This window comes from Chelativorans sp. (assembly GCF_031180965.1).
Taxonomy (GTDB): Bacteria; Pseudomonadota; Alphaproteobacteria; order Rhizobiales; family Rhizobiaceae; genus Chelativorans.
This window is the reverse complement of sequence record NZ_JAPSLH010000004.1, coordinates 196,306-212,283: the sequence shown is the minus strand read 5'-3', so window position 1 is coordinate 212,283 and position 15,978 is coordinate 196,306. Positions and strand designations below refer to the sequence as shown.

17 protein-coding genes are annotated in these 15,978 nt (G+C 65.5%); 7 read left to right on the top strand and 10 right to left on the bottom strand.

Features of this window, described 5'->3' with window-relative positions; translation table 11 throughout:
- The first annotated feature begins 51 nt into the window (after positions 1–51).
- Positions 52–1,080 (top strand): NAD-dependent epimerase/dehydratase family protein, encoded by a 1,029-nt coding sequence (locus tag RIN79_RS05015; RefSeq protein ID WP_309083510.1) that lies wholly within the window; start codon positions 52–54, stop codon positions 1,078–1,080.
- Between the two features lie 183 nt (positions 1,081–1,263).
- On the opposite strand, the gene RIN79_RS05010 is transcribed toward RIN79_RS05015, so the two are convergent.
- From RIN79_RS05010 to RIN79_RS05000, 3 genes are all read right to left on the bottom strand, one after another.
- Positions 1,264–1,779 (bottom strand): hypothetical protein, encoded by a 516-nt coding sequence (locus tag RIN79_RS05010; RefSeq protein ID WP_309083509.1) that lies wholly within the window; start codon positions 1,777–1,779, stop codon positions 1,264–1,266.
- Positions 1,780–1,788: 9 nt separating this feature from the next.
- The gene (locus tag RIN79_RS05005) at positions 1,789–2,409 is read right to left on the bottom strand and encodes an ABATE domain-containing protein (RefSeq protein ID WP_309083508.1); all 621 of its coding nucleotides are present in this window, start codon (positions 2,407–2,409) and stop codon (positions 1,789–1,791) included.
- Positions 2,410–2,578: 169 nt separating this feature from the next.
- Positions 2,579–3,058: a pyridoxamine 5'-phosphate oxidase family protein gene (locus tag RIN79_RS05000; RefSeq protein ID WP_309083507.1), complete on the bottom strand. Its 480-nt coding sequence runs from the start codon at positions 3,056–3,058 to the stop codon at positions 2,579–2,581.
- Positions 3,059–3,229: 171 nt separating this feature from the next.
- On the opposite strand from RIN79_RS05000, the gene RIN79_RS04995 reads away from it, so the two are divergent.
- The 6 genes from RIN79_RS04995 (at position 3,230) to deoA (ending at position 9,443) form a co-directional block, all read left to right on the top strand.
- Complete coding sequence (locus tag RIN79_RS04995; RefSeq protein WP_309083506.1) at positions 3,230–4,762, top strand: ABC transporter ATP-binding protein; 1,533 nt, start codon at positions 3,230–3,232, stop codon at positions 4,760–4,762.
- Positions 4,759–5,898, top strand: coding sequence for an ABC transporter permease (locus tag RIN79_RS04990; protein WP_309083505.1), 1,140 nt, complete (start codon positions 4,759–4,761; stop codon positions 5,896–5,898). The genes RIN79_RS04995 and RIN79_RS04990 overlap by 4 nt, the downstream gene beginning before the upstream one ends.
- Position 5,899: 1 nt before the next feature.
- The gene (locus tag RIN79_RS04985; RefSeq protein ID WP_309083504.1) at positions 5,900–6,871 is read left to right on the top strand and encodes an ABC transporter permease; all 972 of its coding nucleotides are present in this window, start codon (positions 5,900–5,902) and stop codon (positions 6,869–6,871) included.
- On the top strand, positions 6,871–7,263 hold the full coding sequence (locus RIN79_RS04980; RefSeq protein ID WP_309083503.1) for a cytidine deaminase: 393 nt from the start codon (positions 6,871–6,873) through the stop codon (positions 7,261–7,263). The genes RIN79_RS04985 and RIN79_RS04980 overlap by 1 nt, the downstream gene beginning before the upstream one ends.
- Positions 7,260–8,066, top strand: a complete 807-nt coding sequence (locus RIN79_RS04975) for a purine-nucleoside phosphorylase (RefSeq protein WP_309083502.1) — start codon at positions 7,260–7,262, stop codon at positions 8,064–8,066. Before RIN79_RS04980 ends, RIN79_RS04975 begins: the two co-directional genes overlap by 4 nt.
- A gap of 63 nt (positions 8,067–8,129) precedes the next feature.
- Entirely contained in the window at positions 8,130–9,443 is a 1,314-nt protein-coding gene (gene deoA, locus RIN79_RS04970; RefSeq protein WP_309083547.1) for a thymidine phosphorylase, read from the top strand.
- A gap of 34 nt (positions 9,444–9,477) precedes the next feature.
- Here the strand turns inward: deoA and RIN79_RS04965 are convergent, their stop codons facing one another.
- The 7 genes from RIN79_RS04965 to RIN79_RS04935 form a co-directional block, all read right to left on the bottom strand.
- The gene (locus tag RIN79_RS04965) at positions 9,478–10,929 is read right to left on the bottom strand and encodes an NCS1 family nucleobase:cation symporter-1 (protein ID WP_309083501.1); all 1,452 of its coding nucleotides are present in this window, start codon (positions 10,927–10,929) and stop codon (positions 9,478–9,480) included.
- Positions 10,930–11,041: 112 nt separating this feature from the next.
- Positions 11,042–11,605 (bottom strand): TIGR02281 family clan AA aspartic protease, encoded by a 564-nt coding sequence (locus tag RIN79_RS04960; protein ID WP_309083546.1) that lies wholly within the window; start codon positions 11,603–11,605, stop codon positions 11,042–11,044.
- A gap of 94 nt (positions 11,606–11,699) precedes the next feature.
- Positions 11,700–12,329 (bottom strand): uracil phosphoribosyltransferase, encoded by a 630-nt coding sequence (upp, locus tag RIN79_RS04955; protein WP_309083500.1) that lies wholly within the window; start codon positions 12,327–12,329, stop codon positions 11,700–11,702.
- A gap of 100 nt (positions 12,330–12,429) precedes the next feature.
- A complete protein-coding gene (locus RIN79_RS04950; protein WP_309083499.1) occupies positions 12,430–13,410 on the bottom strand; it encodes an adenosine deaminase in 981 nt (326 codons plus the stop codon).
- Positions 13,411–13,430: 20 nt separating this feature from the next.
- Entirely contained in the window at positions 13,431–14,060 is a 630-nt protein-coding gene (gene phnN / locus RIN79_RS04945) for a phosphonate metabolism protein/1,5-bisphosphokinase (PRPP-forming) PhnN (protein WP_309083498.1), read from the bottom strand.
- Complete coding sequence (locus RIN79_RS04940; RefSeq protein ID WP_309083497.1) at positions 14,060–15,199, bottom strand: alpha-D-ribose 1-methylphosphonate 5-triphosphate diphosphatase; 1,140 nt, start codon at positions 15,197–15,199, stop codon at positions 14,060–14,062. Before RIN79_RS04940 ends, phnN begins: the two co-directional genes overlap by 1 nt.
- A complete protein-coding gene (locus tag RIN79_RS04935; protein ID WP_309083496.1) occupies positions 15,189–15,908 on the bottom strand; it encodes a DUF1045 domain-containing protein in 720 nt (239 codons plus the stop codon). Before RIN79_RS04935 ends, RIN79_RS04940 begins: the two co-directional genes overlap by 11 nt.
- Positions 15,909–15,978: the final 70 nt, after the last annotated feature.

Genomic DNA, 15,978 nt, shown 5'->3' with positions numbered 1-15,978 from the left:
CCTTGCAGGGAGAGCCGGCGGGGCGTGCGAGCGAGGAATTCACAGCAGGTTATGTTTCAAAACGAGACAAGCAGGAATCGCGGGAGCGGGCTGGATGCGAATACCCAGTGCAAAATACTGGTCACCGGCGGCGGGGGCTTCATCGGCTCTCATCTGGTGGACGCGCTTCTTGGGAGCTACCCGAATGCGATCGTAACGGTGCTCGACGCCTTTACCTATGCGGCGGACTACAGGAACCTTCTGATGGCCGGAGCCACGGGGCGCCTCGGCATTCTCCGCGGTTCCGTTGAGGATTGCGATCTCCTCGATCGGGCGGTTCGCGGTGTCGCATTGGTGTGCCATGTGGCGGCGGAGAGCCACGTGCCGCGATCCTTTGCCGATCCCGAACTGTTCGACCGCGTCAACCGTCTGGGCACGCGCAACGTGCTGGCCGCGGCCCTCGAAGCCGGTGTGCCACGCGTACTCCATTTCAGCACGGACGAGGTCTATGGCAGCCGCGTCACCCCCGCCGACGAGGAGACGGTGCTGGCCCCCACCAGCCCATATGCGATCTCCAAGGCCGAGGCTGAAGCCGAGGTGGAGAGGTTCCGCAGCGCGGGCCTCGATGTGACGATCTTGCGACCCAGCAATGTGGTCGGCCCGCGGCAGCACCGGGAAAAGCTCGTTCCCCGCTTCATCGAGCATGCACGTGCCGGACTGCCCTTTCCCATCGAGGGATCAGGCCGGCAGCGGCGCACCTTCCTGTCCGTCTCCGATCTCATGGCGGCGGTCCTGCTCGTGCTGGAGCGGGGCGAGCGGAACGGCACCTATAACGTGGCTGGACGGGAGACGCTGACTGTCATCGAGGCGGCCCGGGCGATAGGCGAGGCGCTGGGCACCGATTGCTGGTTCGACTATGTTGCCGATCGGCCCGTCAACGATCAGGCCCATATGCTCGACGGTAGCCGGCTTGCGGCGCTCGGCTTCCGCCAGCGCGGGAACTTCCGCCAGGCGGTGCTGGAGGCGGCGCGCTGGATGCGCATCCCGGCCCACTCCGGTGCCTGGGTCAGCAGCTTGATCCTGGGCGAGGTGGCGGCGTAGGCGGGTTGGCGAAGGGCGAGAAGCCCTCGATCGCCGAACCGTCTCTGGCTACCGCGCCAGACGAAAAGGCAGGCGAACTGTGTGGCACGGGCCGTTGCGGCTGGCACGCTGGCTTCAGGCGGGTGGGCTCCCGTACAGGCGGGCCTACTAAGTGTTGCTCCATCCGTCGCCGCGCGCCCCGCGCTAGCCGCCGGCTGGCGGCTGGGCTTGCGGCGGTTCGGGGTTCCGGTGGTAGCCAGGCCCGACGGTCAGCGGCTTGTCGGGCACTATCGTATCGCTGATCTGGCTCCGGTAACTGCGCTCCGTCTGCCAGATAAGCTGCTTGTGCTCTCGGTCATAGACCTTGATCGCCACGCGGTAGGGCTTGCCCGCCTCGACGCCGCGGATCGGCGGCGAGCGCAGGGAGTAGCGGTCGGTCATCGTGCTGACCCGCTCGGAGACGAGATGCGGCGGCCCGCCCCCGGGATCCTCGAAGCTGGCCTCGATGATCGAGCCTGAGGCGAGCGGCCGCGAGACCACTGCGGTGAAGCCGTAATAAACATCGGCCGTGCGATAGTTGAACATGAAGCCGCCGCCCATGATCTTCAGATAGGGCTCGTTCGACCGATCCTCGCGCGTCAGCCAGCCGACCGCAAAGAGCAGGGTGCAAAGCGCCAGTGCGGCGCCCAGGACCTTCTTTTCCGACCAGTGCCAGGGCATCTCTCCCTCCTATGCCCCATGCCGCGCAGCATAGCGGCGCGCTTTCGCGGCGCCGCCGCAATGGGCCATGCTGCACCATCGCCGCGAGGCGTTCTTCGTCTCGTCGTAAAAGAGCCAGCCGCAGCCTTCCGGGCCAGGACATTCCTTGAGCCGGGCAAGTTCATCCTCGGCAAGGAGGCTGCCCGCCGAAAGCGCGACCGCGTGGAGGGGCGAGTCGAGATCGAGACGCGCCTCGTCCCAGCCCCAGAAGAAATCGGTCCCCGCCGCGGCGAGTACCTGTCTTGCCCGCGCGTTGCGCAGACAGCGATTGAGAAGATCCATGTCTTCTCCGCGCGGGCTGGCTCGGTCGATGACATTGCGAAAAATCCGGTAAAGCCCTTCACGGAGCGCAAGCGCTGCCGCATGCGCTTCTTCGGCTCGCCGAGGGGCGGATGCGGCTTGTGCTTGCAGTCGCTTCAGGATGGTGTTGTCGAACAGTGCTGTCTGCCCGCACCAGCCGATGAGCGCTTGCCAGTCAGGAAGATAATCGCGCGTCGCCGGCCGCGACCGGCTGTTCACCGTATTGACGAAGTCGAGACAAAGCCGACCGCCGAAGAAGAAGGGGACCGGTCCCTCGGCGGCGGTTTCCATACGGTGGCTCATGCTGCAGAACAACTTCAACCAGCTAAATAAATTTTGCCGGTTGAGTCAAGCTGAGGGCGCGCAGCATGAACCTGCGGCAAGGCCAGCGCCGCCGCAGGGGGATCCCTGAAAACGCGGCGGGGCAGGCAAATGCCCGCCGGGTCTTTGAGGCCGGATCTTAGAAATTCACCTTGGCGTTTTCACCCATGGCGGGCCGGGTGCTGGACACGGCGGCGGCAGCCATTTTCACGTAGCTGATGATGGTGCCGGGGCTGTCCCAATACTGGGCGTCCTGCGGCACCACCTTCAGGACGCGGATTTTCGGATCGTCCGGGCTGTCCCACCAGGCCTTCGCCGGCGTCGACCACAATTCGCGCACCTTCTCGCGGTCATTCAGGATCTCGGCGATCCCGGTCACGGAGAGATAGGTCTGGCTGCCGGTATCGGCGAAGGCGAGCGCCACATGCGGATCGCGCTCAAGCTCTTCCTTCTTGTGGCTGTCGGCATCTGTCAGGAAATAGATGATGTGGGTGTCGCGGTCGAAATAGGCCGCCATCGGCCGGGAGCGCAGGTCATCGCCGTCGCGGCTCACCAGCATGCAGATGCCGATCTTGCGCACCAGCTCCCATACGCGTTCTTCCTTGTCCATCTGTCCCATGGCGAGAAATCTCCATCTTGGCTCTTGCCGGACGAACAATGACCGCCTGCCCTTGTTCCGCATGGTGACGAATTGACGGTGCGGCCAGCCACGGGCGCCGGTTGGCAGCGGAAGGCACGCATGCTACCTGTTTGACCAAACGATAAAATCCGAGGGGAAGACGGCTGGCCCATGGCGGACGCTGCGATCGAACTGGTCGGCATCGACAAGAGTTTCGGTATGGTCCATGCTAACCGGAACATCAGCCTCAAGATACCGGCCGGGACGATCCACGGCATTGTCGGCGAGAACGGCGCCGGCAAGTCTACGCTGATGTCCATCCTCTACGGCTTCTACCAGGCCGATCGCGGCGAGATCCTGGTCGGCGGCAAGCGGGCGGATATTCAGACGCCGAGCGATGCGATCGCCCGTGGCATCGGCATGGTGCACCAGCACTTCATGCTCGTGCACAATTTCACCGTTCTGGAAAACGTGATCCTTGGCGCCGAAGGCGAGCCGCTGCTGAAGACCTCCATCTCCAAGGCGCGCGCGGAGCTTCAGCGGCTCGAGCGTGACTACGGCCTGGAAGTCGATCCCGACGCGGTGGTGGAGGACCTGCCGGTCGGCCTGCAGCAGCGGGTGGAAATCCTGAAGGCGCTTTACCGCGGCGCCGATATCCTGATCCTCGACGAGCCGACGGGCGTGCTCACCCCCGCCGAGGCTGATCATCTCTTCCGCATCCTCCGCCAGCTCAAGGAGGAAGGGAAGACGGTGGTGCTGATTACGCACAAGCTGCGCGAGATCATGGCCGTCACGGACAATGTCTCGGTCATGCGGCAGGGGACGGTGGTCGCCACGAGGAAGACCGGCGAGACCACCGTGGAGGAGCTGGCCGAACTGATGGTCGGCCGCCGCGTGTTGCTGCGCGTCGAGAAGGGGCCAGCAAGGCCGGGCGAGGTGCTGCTGTCCGTCCGGAACCTGACGGTCAGGGATGCGCGGGGCGTGACAATGGTGGACAATGTCTCCTTCGATGTGCGCGCCGGCGAGATCGTCGGGATTGCCGGGGTTGCGGGCAACGGCCAGTCGGAGCTCCTGGAGACGATCACCGGCATCCGCAAGGCCGTTTCGGGCACGGTGACGCTGGCGGGCAGGCCGGTGGACCTGACCGGTGCAGCCGACCCTGCCGAGCTGCGCGCCCGCGGCATGGCCCATGTGCCGGAGGACCGGCACCACATGGGCCTCGTGCTCGCCTTCGAGGAGAGCGAGAATTCCATCCTCGGCTATCACCGGCAGGAGCGATATCGGAACGGTCCGCTCCTTGACGTGGATGCGATCCGCAGCGATGCGCGCGAGAAGATAGAGAAATACGACATCCGGCCCGCCGACTGCCGCCTGAGGACCGCCAATTTCTCGGGCGGCAACCAGCAGAAGATCGTGCTGGCGCGCGAGATGGAGCAGGACCCGAAAGTGCTGATCGTCGGTCAGCCGACCCGCGGCGTCGATGTCGGCGCCATCGAATTCATCCACAAGCGGCTCATCGAGATGCGTGACCGCGGCAAGGCCGTGCTTCTTGTCTCCGTCGAGCTCGACGAGATCCGCGCCCTTTCCGACCGCATCCTGGTGATGTTCGCCGGCCGCATCGTCGGCGAGCGCGAGGCCCAGGCGAGCGAGGGCGAGCTCGGGCTGCTGATGGCAGGCGTGGAGCAGAAGGAAGCTGCGGAATGAGCGCGCCCTATGCAAAGCTGCCGGCCTGGGCCGATTACGGGCTCATCCCGCTCATCAACCTTACCGTCGCCTTCATCGTAGCCGGCCTGGTCGTGTTGCTCATAGGCGAGAACCCGCTGCGCGCCGCGGTGATCCTGATCGATGGCGCGGTGGGGCGCGGGCAGTCGATCGCCTACACGCTCTACTACGCGACGAGCTTCATCTTCACGGGCCTGGCGGTCGCCGTCGCCTTTCATTGCGGCTTGTTCAATATCGGCGGCGAGGGGCAGGCCTATATCGGCGGCTTGGGCGTGGCGCTGGTCTGTCTCACCTTTGACAGCATCCTGCCGTGGTGGCTCACCTTTCCCATTGCCATTGCGGGTGCGGCACTGTTCGGCGCCGCCTGGGCCTTCATCCCGGCCTATCTGCAGGCCAGGCGCGGCTCGCACATCGTCATCACCACCATCATGTTCAATTTCATTGCCGCGAGCCTGATGGTCTATCTGCTCGTCAACGTGCTGAAGCCGGCCGGAAGCCAGGCGCCGCAGACCCGCACTTTCCTCGAAGGCGGGCAGTTGCCGAAGCTCAACTGGCTGCTGGAGGCCCTCGGGCTTTCGGTACGCTCCTCGCCTTTCAACCTGTCCTTCCTGCTGGCCCTGCTCGCGGCCTTCCTCGTCTGGCTGCTGATCTGGCGCACGCGGCTCGGCTATGAGATCCGCACGCGCGGCCACAGCGCCAAAGCCGCGCGTTACGCGGGCGTGAGCGAGACGCGCATCATCGTGATCACGATGCTGGTCTCCGGCGCGCTGGCCGGCATGATGGCGCTCAACCCTGTGATGGGCGACCAGAACCGTCTGGCGATCGACTTCGTCAGCGGCGCCGGGTTCGTCGGCATCGCTGTAGCGCTGATGGGGCGCTCGCATCCGGCGGGCATCGTGCCGGCGGCGATCCTTTTCGGCATCCTCTATCAGGGCGGTGCGGAACTTGCCTTCGAGATGCCGGGCATCTCGCGCGACATGATCGTCATCATCCAGGGGCTCGTCATCCTCTTCGCCGGCGCGCTCGAGCATATGTTCCGGCCCGGCATCCAGGGGCTTTTCGCCAGCCTGAGCCCGCGCTCCATTGCCGTCGAGGCCAAGCAGGGGGAGCGTGCCTGAGATGGAATTCTTCAACACGCTCATCTTCCTGCTCGACTCCACCATCCGCCTCTCCGTGCCTCTTCTCCTGGCCGCCCTTGCGGGTCTTTATGCGGAGCGCTCCGGCGTCTTCGATATCGGCCTGGAGGGAAAGATGCTGGCCGGCGCCTTCGCGGCCGGTGCCGCGGCGGCGATTTCGGGTTCGGCCTGGGCCGGGCTTCTTGCCGCCGTGGGCATCGCCGTCTTCCTTTCGCTGGTGCATGGCTTTGCGTCGATCACCCACCGGGGTAACCAGATCGTATCCGGCGTGGCGATCAACTTCATTGCCGCCGGCTCCACCATCATCCTTGGGCAGGCCTGGTTCGCCCAGGGCGGGCGTACTCCATCCCTCGGAGGCGATGCACGCTTCGGCTCCATTCAGCTCCCTTTCGCGGAAGCTTTGAGCGGCGTGCCTCTCGTCGGCGACCTCTATTCCGACCTGCTGTCCGGCCATTCCCTGATCGCCTATATCGCCTTCTTGCTGGTGCCCTTCACCTGGTGGGTGCTGTTCCGCACCCGCTTCGGGCTGCGGCTGCGCGCCGTGGGCGAGAACCCCGCCGCCGTTGACACGGCGGGCATTTCCGTCGCCTGGCTGCGCTATCGCGCCGTCATCTGCACGGGCGTCCTCACCGGGCTCGCCGGTACTTATCTGGCGCTGTCGCAGAATGCCGGCTTCGTGAAGGACATGACGGCGGGCCGCGGCTTCATCGCTCTCGCCGCCCTGATCTTCGCCAAATGGCGCCCGGTCCCGGTGATGTTCGCCTGCCTGCTGTTTGGCTTTCTCGACGCTTTTTCCATCCGCGTCCAGGGTACGGGCCTCCCGCTCATCGGCCATGTCCCGGTGCAGTTCATGCAGGCGCTGCCGTATATCCTTACGGTCGTCCTGCTGGCGGGCTTCATCGGCAGGGCCGAGCCGCCGCGGGCCGGCGGCATCCCCTATGTGAAGGAGCGCTGATGGCTGAGGAACTTTTCGCCGCCGCCAAGGCCGCGATGGAACGAGCCTATTCGCCCTATTCGCGCTTTCCTGTGGGCTCCGCGATCCGCACCGAAGCAGGCGCTGTCCATGCCGGCTGCAATATCGAGAACGCTTCCTACCCCGAAGGCTGGTGCGCGGAGACCACCGCGCTCGGCCATATGATCATGGCGGGCGGCGGTCGTGTCTCGGAGATCGCCGTGGTGGCGGAGAAAATGCCGCGCATCATGCCCTGCGGCGGCTGTCGGCAGCGCTTGTCGGAATTCGTGACGGCCGATGCGAAGCTGCATCTGTGCGATATCAATGGGGTCCTGGAGACGGTGCCCTTCGCTTCTATCTTCCCACGCGCCTTCGACATGGAGCCCGGCGCGTGAAGCAAACCATCGACATACTTATCGAGCGGCTGAACGGCCTGGCGCCTCGCCTGGCGCTCATCCTCGGCTCGGGGCTGGGCGGGCTGGCGCACCAGGTGGAGGAGGCGGTGCGTCTTCCCTATGCGGATCTGCCCGGTTTCCCCCGAAGCGGCGTCACCGGCCATGCGGGCGAACTGGTCGCCGGCTATTTTGCCGGAACGCCGGTCATCATGCTGGCCGGCCGCGCCCACTATTACGAGCACGGCAATGCCGCGGCCATGCGCCCGGTGCTGGAGGTGCTGGCGGGGATCGGCGTCAGCGCGGTCATCCTCACCAACGCCGCCGGCTCGCTCAAGGCAGAGATGCCGCCCGGCTCGGTGATGCTGATCGAGGACCACATCAATTTCTCCGGCACGAACCCGCTGATCGGCGAGCCGACCGAGCGACGCTTCGTCGGTATGAGCGAGGCTTACGATGAGGATCTGCGAGGGGCGCTGGAACGGGCTGCGGAACGAGCCGGCGTATTGCTTCAAAAGGGCGTCTATATGTGGTTCTCGGGTCCCACCTTCGAGACGCCGGCTGAAATCCGCATGGCTCGCATTCTCGGTGCGGATGCTGTGGGCATGTCCACCGTGCCCGAAGTGATCCTCGCGCGCTTCCTCGGCCTGCGCGTCGCTGCCTGCTCGGTGATCACCAATCTTGCCGCCGGCATGGCGGCGGGCGAGCTGTCGCATGAGGAGACGAAGGACATGGCGCCAGTGGGCGGGGAGAAGCTGGCGCGGATATTGCGGCAATTCCTTTCGGACGGGGTGCCCGATGCCTGAGGAGTTCCATAGCCTCCTCTGCCAGCAACTGCCGCTGCCGGGAGGTTAGAAGGCGACATGACGATGCTCCCCCAGGAGATCATCCGCAGGAAGCGGGATGGGAAAACCCTCGCGCAGGAGGAGATCGCCGAATTCGTCGCCGGGCTTACCTCCGGCGCATGGAGCGAAGGGCAGGTCGCCGCGCTCGCGATGGCGGTCCTGCTGAACGGCATGGATCGCGAGGAGACCGTCGCGCTGACGCTGGCCATGCGCGATTCGGGCGAGGTTCTCGACTGGTCGTTCCTGCCGGGGCCGGTCACCGATAAGCATTCGACGGGCGGCGTCGGCGACAATGTCTCGCTGATGCTGGCGCCCATCGTCGCGGCCTGCGGCGCCTACGTGCCAATGATCTCCGGCCGCGGGCTTGGCCACACCGGCGGCACGCTCGACAAGATGGATTCCATCCCCGGCTACCGCAGTCAGCCGACCCAGCAGGACTTTGAACGGGCCGTCCGAGCGGCGGGCTGCGCCATCATCGGCCAGACAGGCGAGCTCGCGCCCGCCGACCGCCGTCTTTATGCTGTGCGCGACGTCACGGCTACGGTGGAGTCGATCCCGCTCATCACCGCTTCGATCCTCTCCAAGAAGCTGGCAGCCGGCCTGCAGTCGCTGGTCCTGGACGTCAAATCCGGCAATGGCGCCTTCATGGCGCGCAAGGAGGATGCGGTTGCGCTGGCGAAAAGCCTCGTTCAGGTGGCGCAGGGCGCGGGACTTGCCGCAAGCGCACTCATCACAGACATGAACCAACCGCTCGCTAGCGCGGCGGGAAACGCCGTCGAAGTGCGCAACGCCGTGGATTTCCTGGCCGGAGAGGCGCAAGATCCCCGGCTGGAAGAGGTCACGCTGGCGCTCGCCGCGGAAATGCTGGTGGCTGCGGGGATAGCGCTGACCGCAGATGAGGCGCAGTCGCGGGCGCGCCAGGCGCTGGACAGCGGGAGCGCCGCGGAGCGCTTCGGCACCATGGTGGAAGCCCTGGGCGGCCCCGCGGATTTCCTGGAAAAGGCCGACAAGTATCTGCCGCGGGCGCCGGAGCGGCTTGCGGCCGGTGCCGAATGCGGCGGCTTCGTCGGCCGCATCGATACGCGCGCCCTGGGCGTCGCCGTGGTCGAGCTTGGCGGCGGCCGGCGCAAGCCGGAGGATGCGGTGGACCATGCCGTGGGCCTCACCGGCATTGTGCCGATCGGCACGGAAATCAGGCGCGGCGACCCTCTTGCTATCGTCCATGCCCGCAACCCGATCGATGCGCAACGCGCCGCCGAAGCGGTGCGCGATGCCTATGAGGTCATCGATGAACGCCCACCTGCGAATGCGCCCGTTCTGGAGAGGATCACGGGATAGGGGAGAGCCGGCTGCGGCCGGCTCTCGATAGGCTTCAGGCAGCCGGCGCCAGGGCGGGATGCCCGCGCATGAGAGCGTAGTGCAGGGCGCCCCCGAGTGCGGCGCCGATCAGCCAGGCAAAACCCGACAAGGCGGTGAGCGCAGGCACCCACACCGACGCCACCGAGAAGACCGCGGCTATGGCGAAGGCGATGAGCGCCTTCGTGTTCCAGCCGCTGTCGTAGTAATAGGCGCTGCCCGGCTCGGACGAGAAGAGCTGCTGGATATCAAGCTGCTGCTTTCGCACGAGGTAGTAGTCGACGACGAGGATCCCGTAGAGCGGTGCCAGCACGGCCCCGAGCGTGTCCACGAAGCCGGCGATGCCGATGCGGCTGATCAGCGACACCCACAGCGCGCCGATGAAGAAGGCGATGATTGCCGTGATGATGCCGCCCGTCCGCGAGGAGATGCGCGAGGGCGAAAGATTGGCGATGTCGTAGGCCGGCGGAATGAAGTTCGCGACCAGATTAATGCCCACCGTGGCGGCGAAGAAGGTGATCGCGGCCACGATGGTCAGCGGAAGGCTGTCGACCCGCTCCACGATCTCTGCGGGATTCGTAAGCGTCTCGCCGAAGACCACGACCGTGCCCGCGGTGACGAAGAGCGCGATCACGGAGAAGAGGGCGATATTCCCCGGCAATCCTATGAGATTGCCCTTGCGCATCTGGGCCTCCGTTTTCACGAAGCGGGAGAAATCGCCGAAATTGATGATGACCGCCGCGAAATAGGCGACCATGGTTCCGACCACGGCGACGAAGGCTCCGACCGAGCTCCCCTCATACTCGCCCGTGCCCCGGAAGATGTCGCCAACCGCGGCAAGCAGGCCGCTTCCGGCATAGTACCAGAGGACGAGCATCAGCAGGATCATCACCACATAGACCAGCGGCCCGGCCCAGTTGAGGAAGCGCGCGACAGTGTCGATGCCTCGCAGGAACAGGGCAAGCTGGAAGACGGCGACGAGCAGATAGGACAGCCACCCGACGGCCGTCATGCCCAGGAACTCGGCGCCCCCGGTAAGACCGAACAGTGAGTTGATCAGGAGGGCAACGGCTGTCGAGGCGAAATAGGTCTGCACGCCGTACCAGAAGATGGCGACGATGCCTCGGATCATGGCCGGGAAGTTTGCGCCTCGTACGCCCATGGAGGCGCGCGCCATGACCGGATAGGGAATGCCGTAGCGCACGCTCGGCCGCCCGGAGAGGTTGACCAGCACCATGACGATAAATCCGGCGACGATGATCGCGGCGAGCACCGCCCAGCCGTTCAGCCCATAGGAGAGAAAGAGCGAGGCCGCGAGCGTGTAGCCGAAAAGGCTCTGCACGTCATTTGACCACACGTTGAAGATCTCGAACCAGCCCCATTTGCGCTTTTCGGGCGGAAGAGGCGCGAGGTCCTCGTTGTAAAGCGACGGATCTATCTTGCGGATCTGAAAGTCTGAATTCGCCATAGAGGCCGGCCCCCTTCTGATTGCCCACGGGACTATTGGGCCCAAAGCAAGCGAAGTCAAACAGGAGCCGGGCTATGGTCCTGGTTGCAAACAGAATAGAGGCGTCCCCCTATTACTGCTCCAGGACAAGCGAGCCGCCCTCGACCTCGAAACGGGCGAGCCTGCCGAGAAAGCTCATGCCGACCAGCGTCGTGGCCAAGGCGCGGTCCTCCAGCACCATCGCCTGCACGTTATCTACGCGGATCCGGCCGATCTGCAGGCTTTCGAGCGTCACAGCGCCGGCGCGGGCCTTGCCATTGGCCGTGTCCACCTCATAGCGGAAATCGGATGCAGCAACCTTTAGGCCGATCCGCCGGGCGGTGGACTGGTTGATCGCCACCAAAGTGGCGCCCGTGTCCACAAGCCCGGTGACGGCGCGGCCATTGAGCTTGAAATCGGCGATATAGTGGCCCTGGGCATCGGCGGGAAGGCGCACTTTCCTGCCCAGGAGGACTTCTGCGCCGCCGTTGCGTTCCGGATTGAACCGCGAACCGGATGCTGGTTCCCCGCCGCCTTGCCTCGGCATGCGCAGGATCGCCTCGAAGAGGTCCGGGTTCTGCCTATGGAGGGCGGGGACAGAGAGAGCTGCGCCAACCGCGAGGGCGCCGAGGAGAATGAGTCTGCGCAGCACCGCCATGCCCCTGGTTGTGAAGTGGAGACGCTGGCAGGGCATTCTCACCGGCGCGTTAACGGCAACGGGCTTTGTTGCGAATGGTTAAGGACTGCCTAAGCTATTTCGTGCCGTACATGCGGTCGCCGGCATCGCCCAGGCCGGGCAAGATATAGCCCTGCTCGTTGAGACGCTCGTCGATCGAGGCGGTGAAGATCGGCACCTCCGGATGCGCCGAGCGGAAGCGGGCAATCCCTTCCGGGGCGGCGAGCAGACAGAGGAAGCGGATGTTGGTGGCCCCGCGCGACTTCAGCTTGTCGACGGCCGCCACGGCCGAATTCGCCGTCGCCAGCATGGGATCGACGACGATGACCAGCCGGTTCTCCAGATCGCTCGGCGCTTTGAAAAAATATTCGACGGCCTGCAAGGTCTCATGGTCGCGGTAGAGCCCGATATGGGCAACGCGCGCCGCGGGGACGAGGTCGAGCATGCCGTCGAGCAGGCCGTTGCCGGCGCGCAGAACCGAGGCGAAGACCAGCTTCTTCCCCTCCAGAGTGGGCGCCTCCATGGTGGTGAGCGGAGTCTCGATCGTGCGCGTGGTCAGTTCCAGGTCGCGCGTGACTTCGTAGCACAGAAGCAGTGAGATCTCGCGCAGGAGCCGGCGAAATCCGGCCGTGGAGGTCTCCTTGTCCCGCATGATTGTGAGCTTGTGCTGGACAAGCGGATGATCGACGACGGTTACGCCCTGCATATGCAACTCTCCACGGAACTCCTGCTCGCGCAGTGACAATAACCTCTATGCGCCACGCGTCCTACCGCGGCGCGTCTTCGGCCACAGAATTTGTCGCCGCTCAGGCGGGCGCCTTCTCCTGCGCGAGGCGGGCAAGCAGCGCCGGGCGTGTCTCCTCGTCCACGAAGGCCGCCTTGATCGCCGTACGCGTGATCGCTTCAAGCACAGTTTGATCGAGGCCGAAGTGTTCCGGCGCGACCTGGTATTCCCGGCGGATGCTCGTATGGAAATGCGGCGGGTCGTCGGAATTGAGCGTCACCCGGCAGCCCGCTGCGAGCAGGTGCGGAATGGGATGGCTGGCGAAATCCGGAAAGACCTTCAGCATGACATTGGAGACGGGGCAGACTTCCAGCACCACGCCTTCATCGGCGATGCGGCGCACCAGGTCCGGATCTTCGACCGCCCGCACGCCGTGGCCGAGGCGGGACGGGCGCACATGGTCGAGCGCGGCCCTCACGCTCTCCGCTCCGCCGAACTCGCCCGCATGAATGGTGATGCCGAGGCCGGCCTCTCGCGCGATCTCGAAGGCCCGCGCAAAGTCGCGCGGGTGACCGATGCGCTCGTCGCCCGCCACTCCGAAACCGGTGACGAGCGGGTGATTGCAGCTTGCGGCGAAGCGGGCCGCCCTTTCCACCGCTTCGGTGCCAAAATGCCGCACGCCGGTGACGATCATGCGCGCCTCGATGCCGGTGGCAGCCTTGGCGCGGGCGATGCCTTCGCCCAGCGCCTCGGTGTAGGCGTGAGGCGAAAGCCCGGCGCGTTCGGCATGGTCGGGCGAGGTGAAGAATTCGCTGTAGATGGCGTCCTCGGCGGCCAGCTCCGTCAGATAGGTTTCAGCAAGAAGCGCATAGTCCTCCGGCGTGCGGAACAGGCTTGCCGCCTTGTCATAGGCGAGGAGGAAGCTTGTGAAATCCGTCCAGCAATAGGCGCCGTCGCGGATGAAGGAGGAGATGTCGACGCCATATTTCTGCGCCTGGGCGGCAACGAGGGCGGGCGAGGCCGCGCCTTCGACATGGCAATGCAGTTCAGCCTTGAGCACCATCCGGCCTGATCCCCTTCGGGTCAGACCATATCACAAACGTCGCTCCAGGCAGCCGCCTTGCGCAGCGCTTCGAGGAACCGTTCGCCCGCCTGCTCCAGCGGCCCCGAATTGTCGATGACGAGGGCTTCGGGGACGGCGAGCTCGCCCGCGCTGGCTCGGGCAAGCCGTGCGAGCACCTCGTCCCGTGTCTCGCGGCCGCGCCGGGCAAGCCGCTCAGCCAGCACTTCGCGTGGGGCCGTGACGACGACCGGCTGGACATGGGCATAGCGCGACCGGAGCTCGGGAATGACCGTCCGCGAGACATTCGCAACGACGACGCGGCCCTGACGCATGACATCGTCGAGCGTTGCCGGCAGGGCATAGCTCAAGCCGTTCGCGCGCCAGGAGAGAGCGAAACGCCCACCCGCCTTCTCCCGCTCGAACCCCGCCTCGTCCAGCGTGTCGTGCTCCTCGCTTCCCGGCTCCATGGGCCGGGTTATGATCCTGCGGGCGAAGACGATGTCAGACTGAAGCTCGCCGAGGCGCTGGCGGGCATAGTTGATGACGGAATCCTTGCCTCCTCCCGACGGACCTGCCACCGCGACGAAGACGCCCCGGCGGATAGGAAAGGGCGCCTCGTCCTGCGCGCGTTCTATGGAGGCGGAGATCATCAGGCGACGCGCCGCCCCTCGCGCCAGACGGTGCGAACGACAGGAATGCCGTCATCCAACCGCACACGCACGAGATCGGCGCGCCGGCCCGGCTCGATGACACCGCGATCGTCGAGGCCGACGGCATCCGCTGGGTTCTTCGTGACCGTCGCGATGGCTTGCGGGAGACTGATCCCGTCCACCACCTCACCGAGGAAGAAGGCCGCCTGAACCATGCTGAAAGGGATATAGTCGGACGACAGGATGTCGAGATCGCCGGCCTCCGCGAGCTCGCGCGCCGACACATTGCCGGAATGGGAGCCGCCGCGCACGATATTCGGGGCGCCCATGAGCACGGCCATGCCGGCTTCCTTTGACGCCCGCGCCGCTGCGACAGTCGTGGGGAACTCGGCGACGCGCACGCCATCGGCGGCCGCCTCTCTCACATGCTCGGGCGTGGCATCGTCATGGCTCGCCAGGATGATGCCGTGCTGGCGGCAGGCCTCGGCGACCGCGCGTCGGTTGCGCGCGGAGTTCCTTTCCGACTCGGCCATGCGCCGCTCGCAGAAGCGGCGGAATTCCTCGTCATCCATCCTGCTCTTGACCTTGTAATAGGTCGCGTAGGCATCGAGGTTGGTGAACTGCCGCTGGCCGGGCGAATGATCCATCAGCGAGGCAAGCTTCACATGCGGGTCGTCCGCAAAGAGGGCAAAACCGTCCATGCAGTCCGGCGCCGAGACCTCGCAGCGCAGATGGATGAAATGGTCGGCGCGCAGCCGGTCGGCGGCGATGCTTTGCTCGATGGCGTCGGCCAGGTGACGCATCTCCCGCGCTTCCACGTCGGCGTCCTCGTCAAGGCCGACCCGCAGCGCGTCGAACACGGTGGTGATGCCCGACGCCGCGATCTGGGCGTCGTGGGCAAGAACAGATGCGACCGGATTCCAGCGCACTTTTGGGCGCGGCGAATAATGCCGCTCCAGGTGGTCCGTATGCAATTCGACGAGTCCCGGAATAAGGAAATCCCCTTCCATGTCTTCGCCGGCCTGTGTGTCTCCGGACGTAACCTCGGCGATGCGACCGTCGCGGATGGCAAGGCTGCCATGCACGACCTCGTCGACAAGCACGATGCGGGCGTTCTTCAGGATCAGTTCACGCGACATTCTTGGGCAGGCTTTCTCTTCTCGCGCCACCGATGGGGTGGAAGGACTTGATGTGGAAAGGCGCGCCGCCTTCCGGCTCCACGAAAAGTGCGAGCGAGGCGATCTCTAGCGGCTCGAGAAGGAGCGGGCCGAAGAAGGATTCGATTGCTGCCTCCATGCGCTGGGCCTCCGCCGAAGGGACGCGGCCGGTCAGGGTCATGTGGAAGCGGAATTCCTCGAACACGTGGGGATAACCCCATTTATGCAGGTTTTTCAGCTGAGCCGGCGACAGTCCGTCGGGGTTGCGCCGCTCGATCTCCTCCGGCGTCAGCGGCGCGCGGAAGGGTTCGAAGGCCGTCACGACATCAGCGGCGAGCCGGTCGAGCTCGGGCAAGGGGGCGGCGGGTACCAGGGCGAAAAAGCCGTCGAGCCGCGCAAGCTTGATGCGCTCCAGCGTGAAGGGCTCGCGCTCGGCCGCGAATTCAGCGAGCGCGGCGGTGAGTTGGGCCTCGGTCTTCCCCTCCGCCAGGCGGAAGGGCGCCTTCAGCGTCGCATGGAAGCCGTAGCGGCGCGCTGCGGCCGTGTGGAAGGCGATCTCCGCGGCGGAGAAGGAGCCCGCGGCCGCGGGCCCCAGCGCCGGCCCGCCAAAGGCGCTGCGGCCCAGCCACCGCTCGGCGATGCGGGTGAGTGGGTCGTCCTTGTCCGGCGTATAATAGATCGCGTATCGCATGCCTCGGTCCTTCGCAGATCGCGACGGCTTAAGTGATTTGCATGACAGATTAACGAAGCTGTCTCGGAAA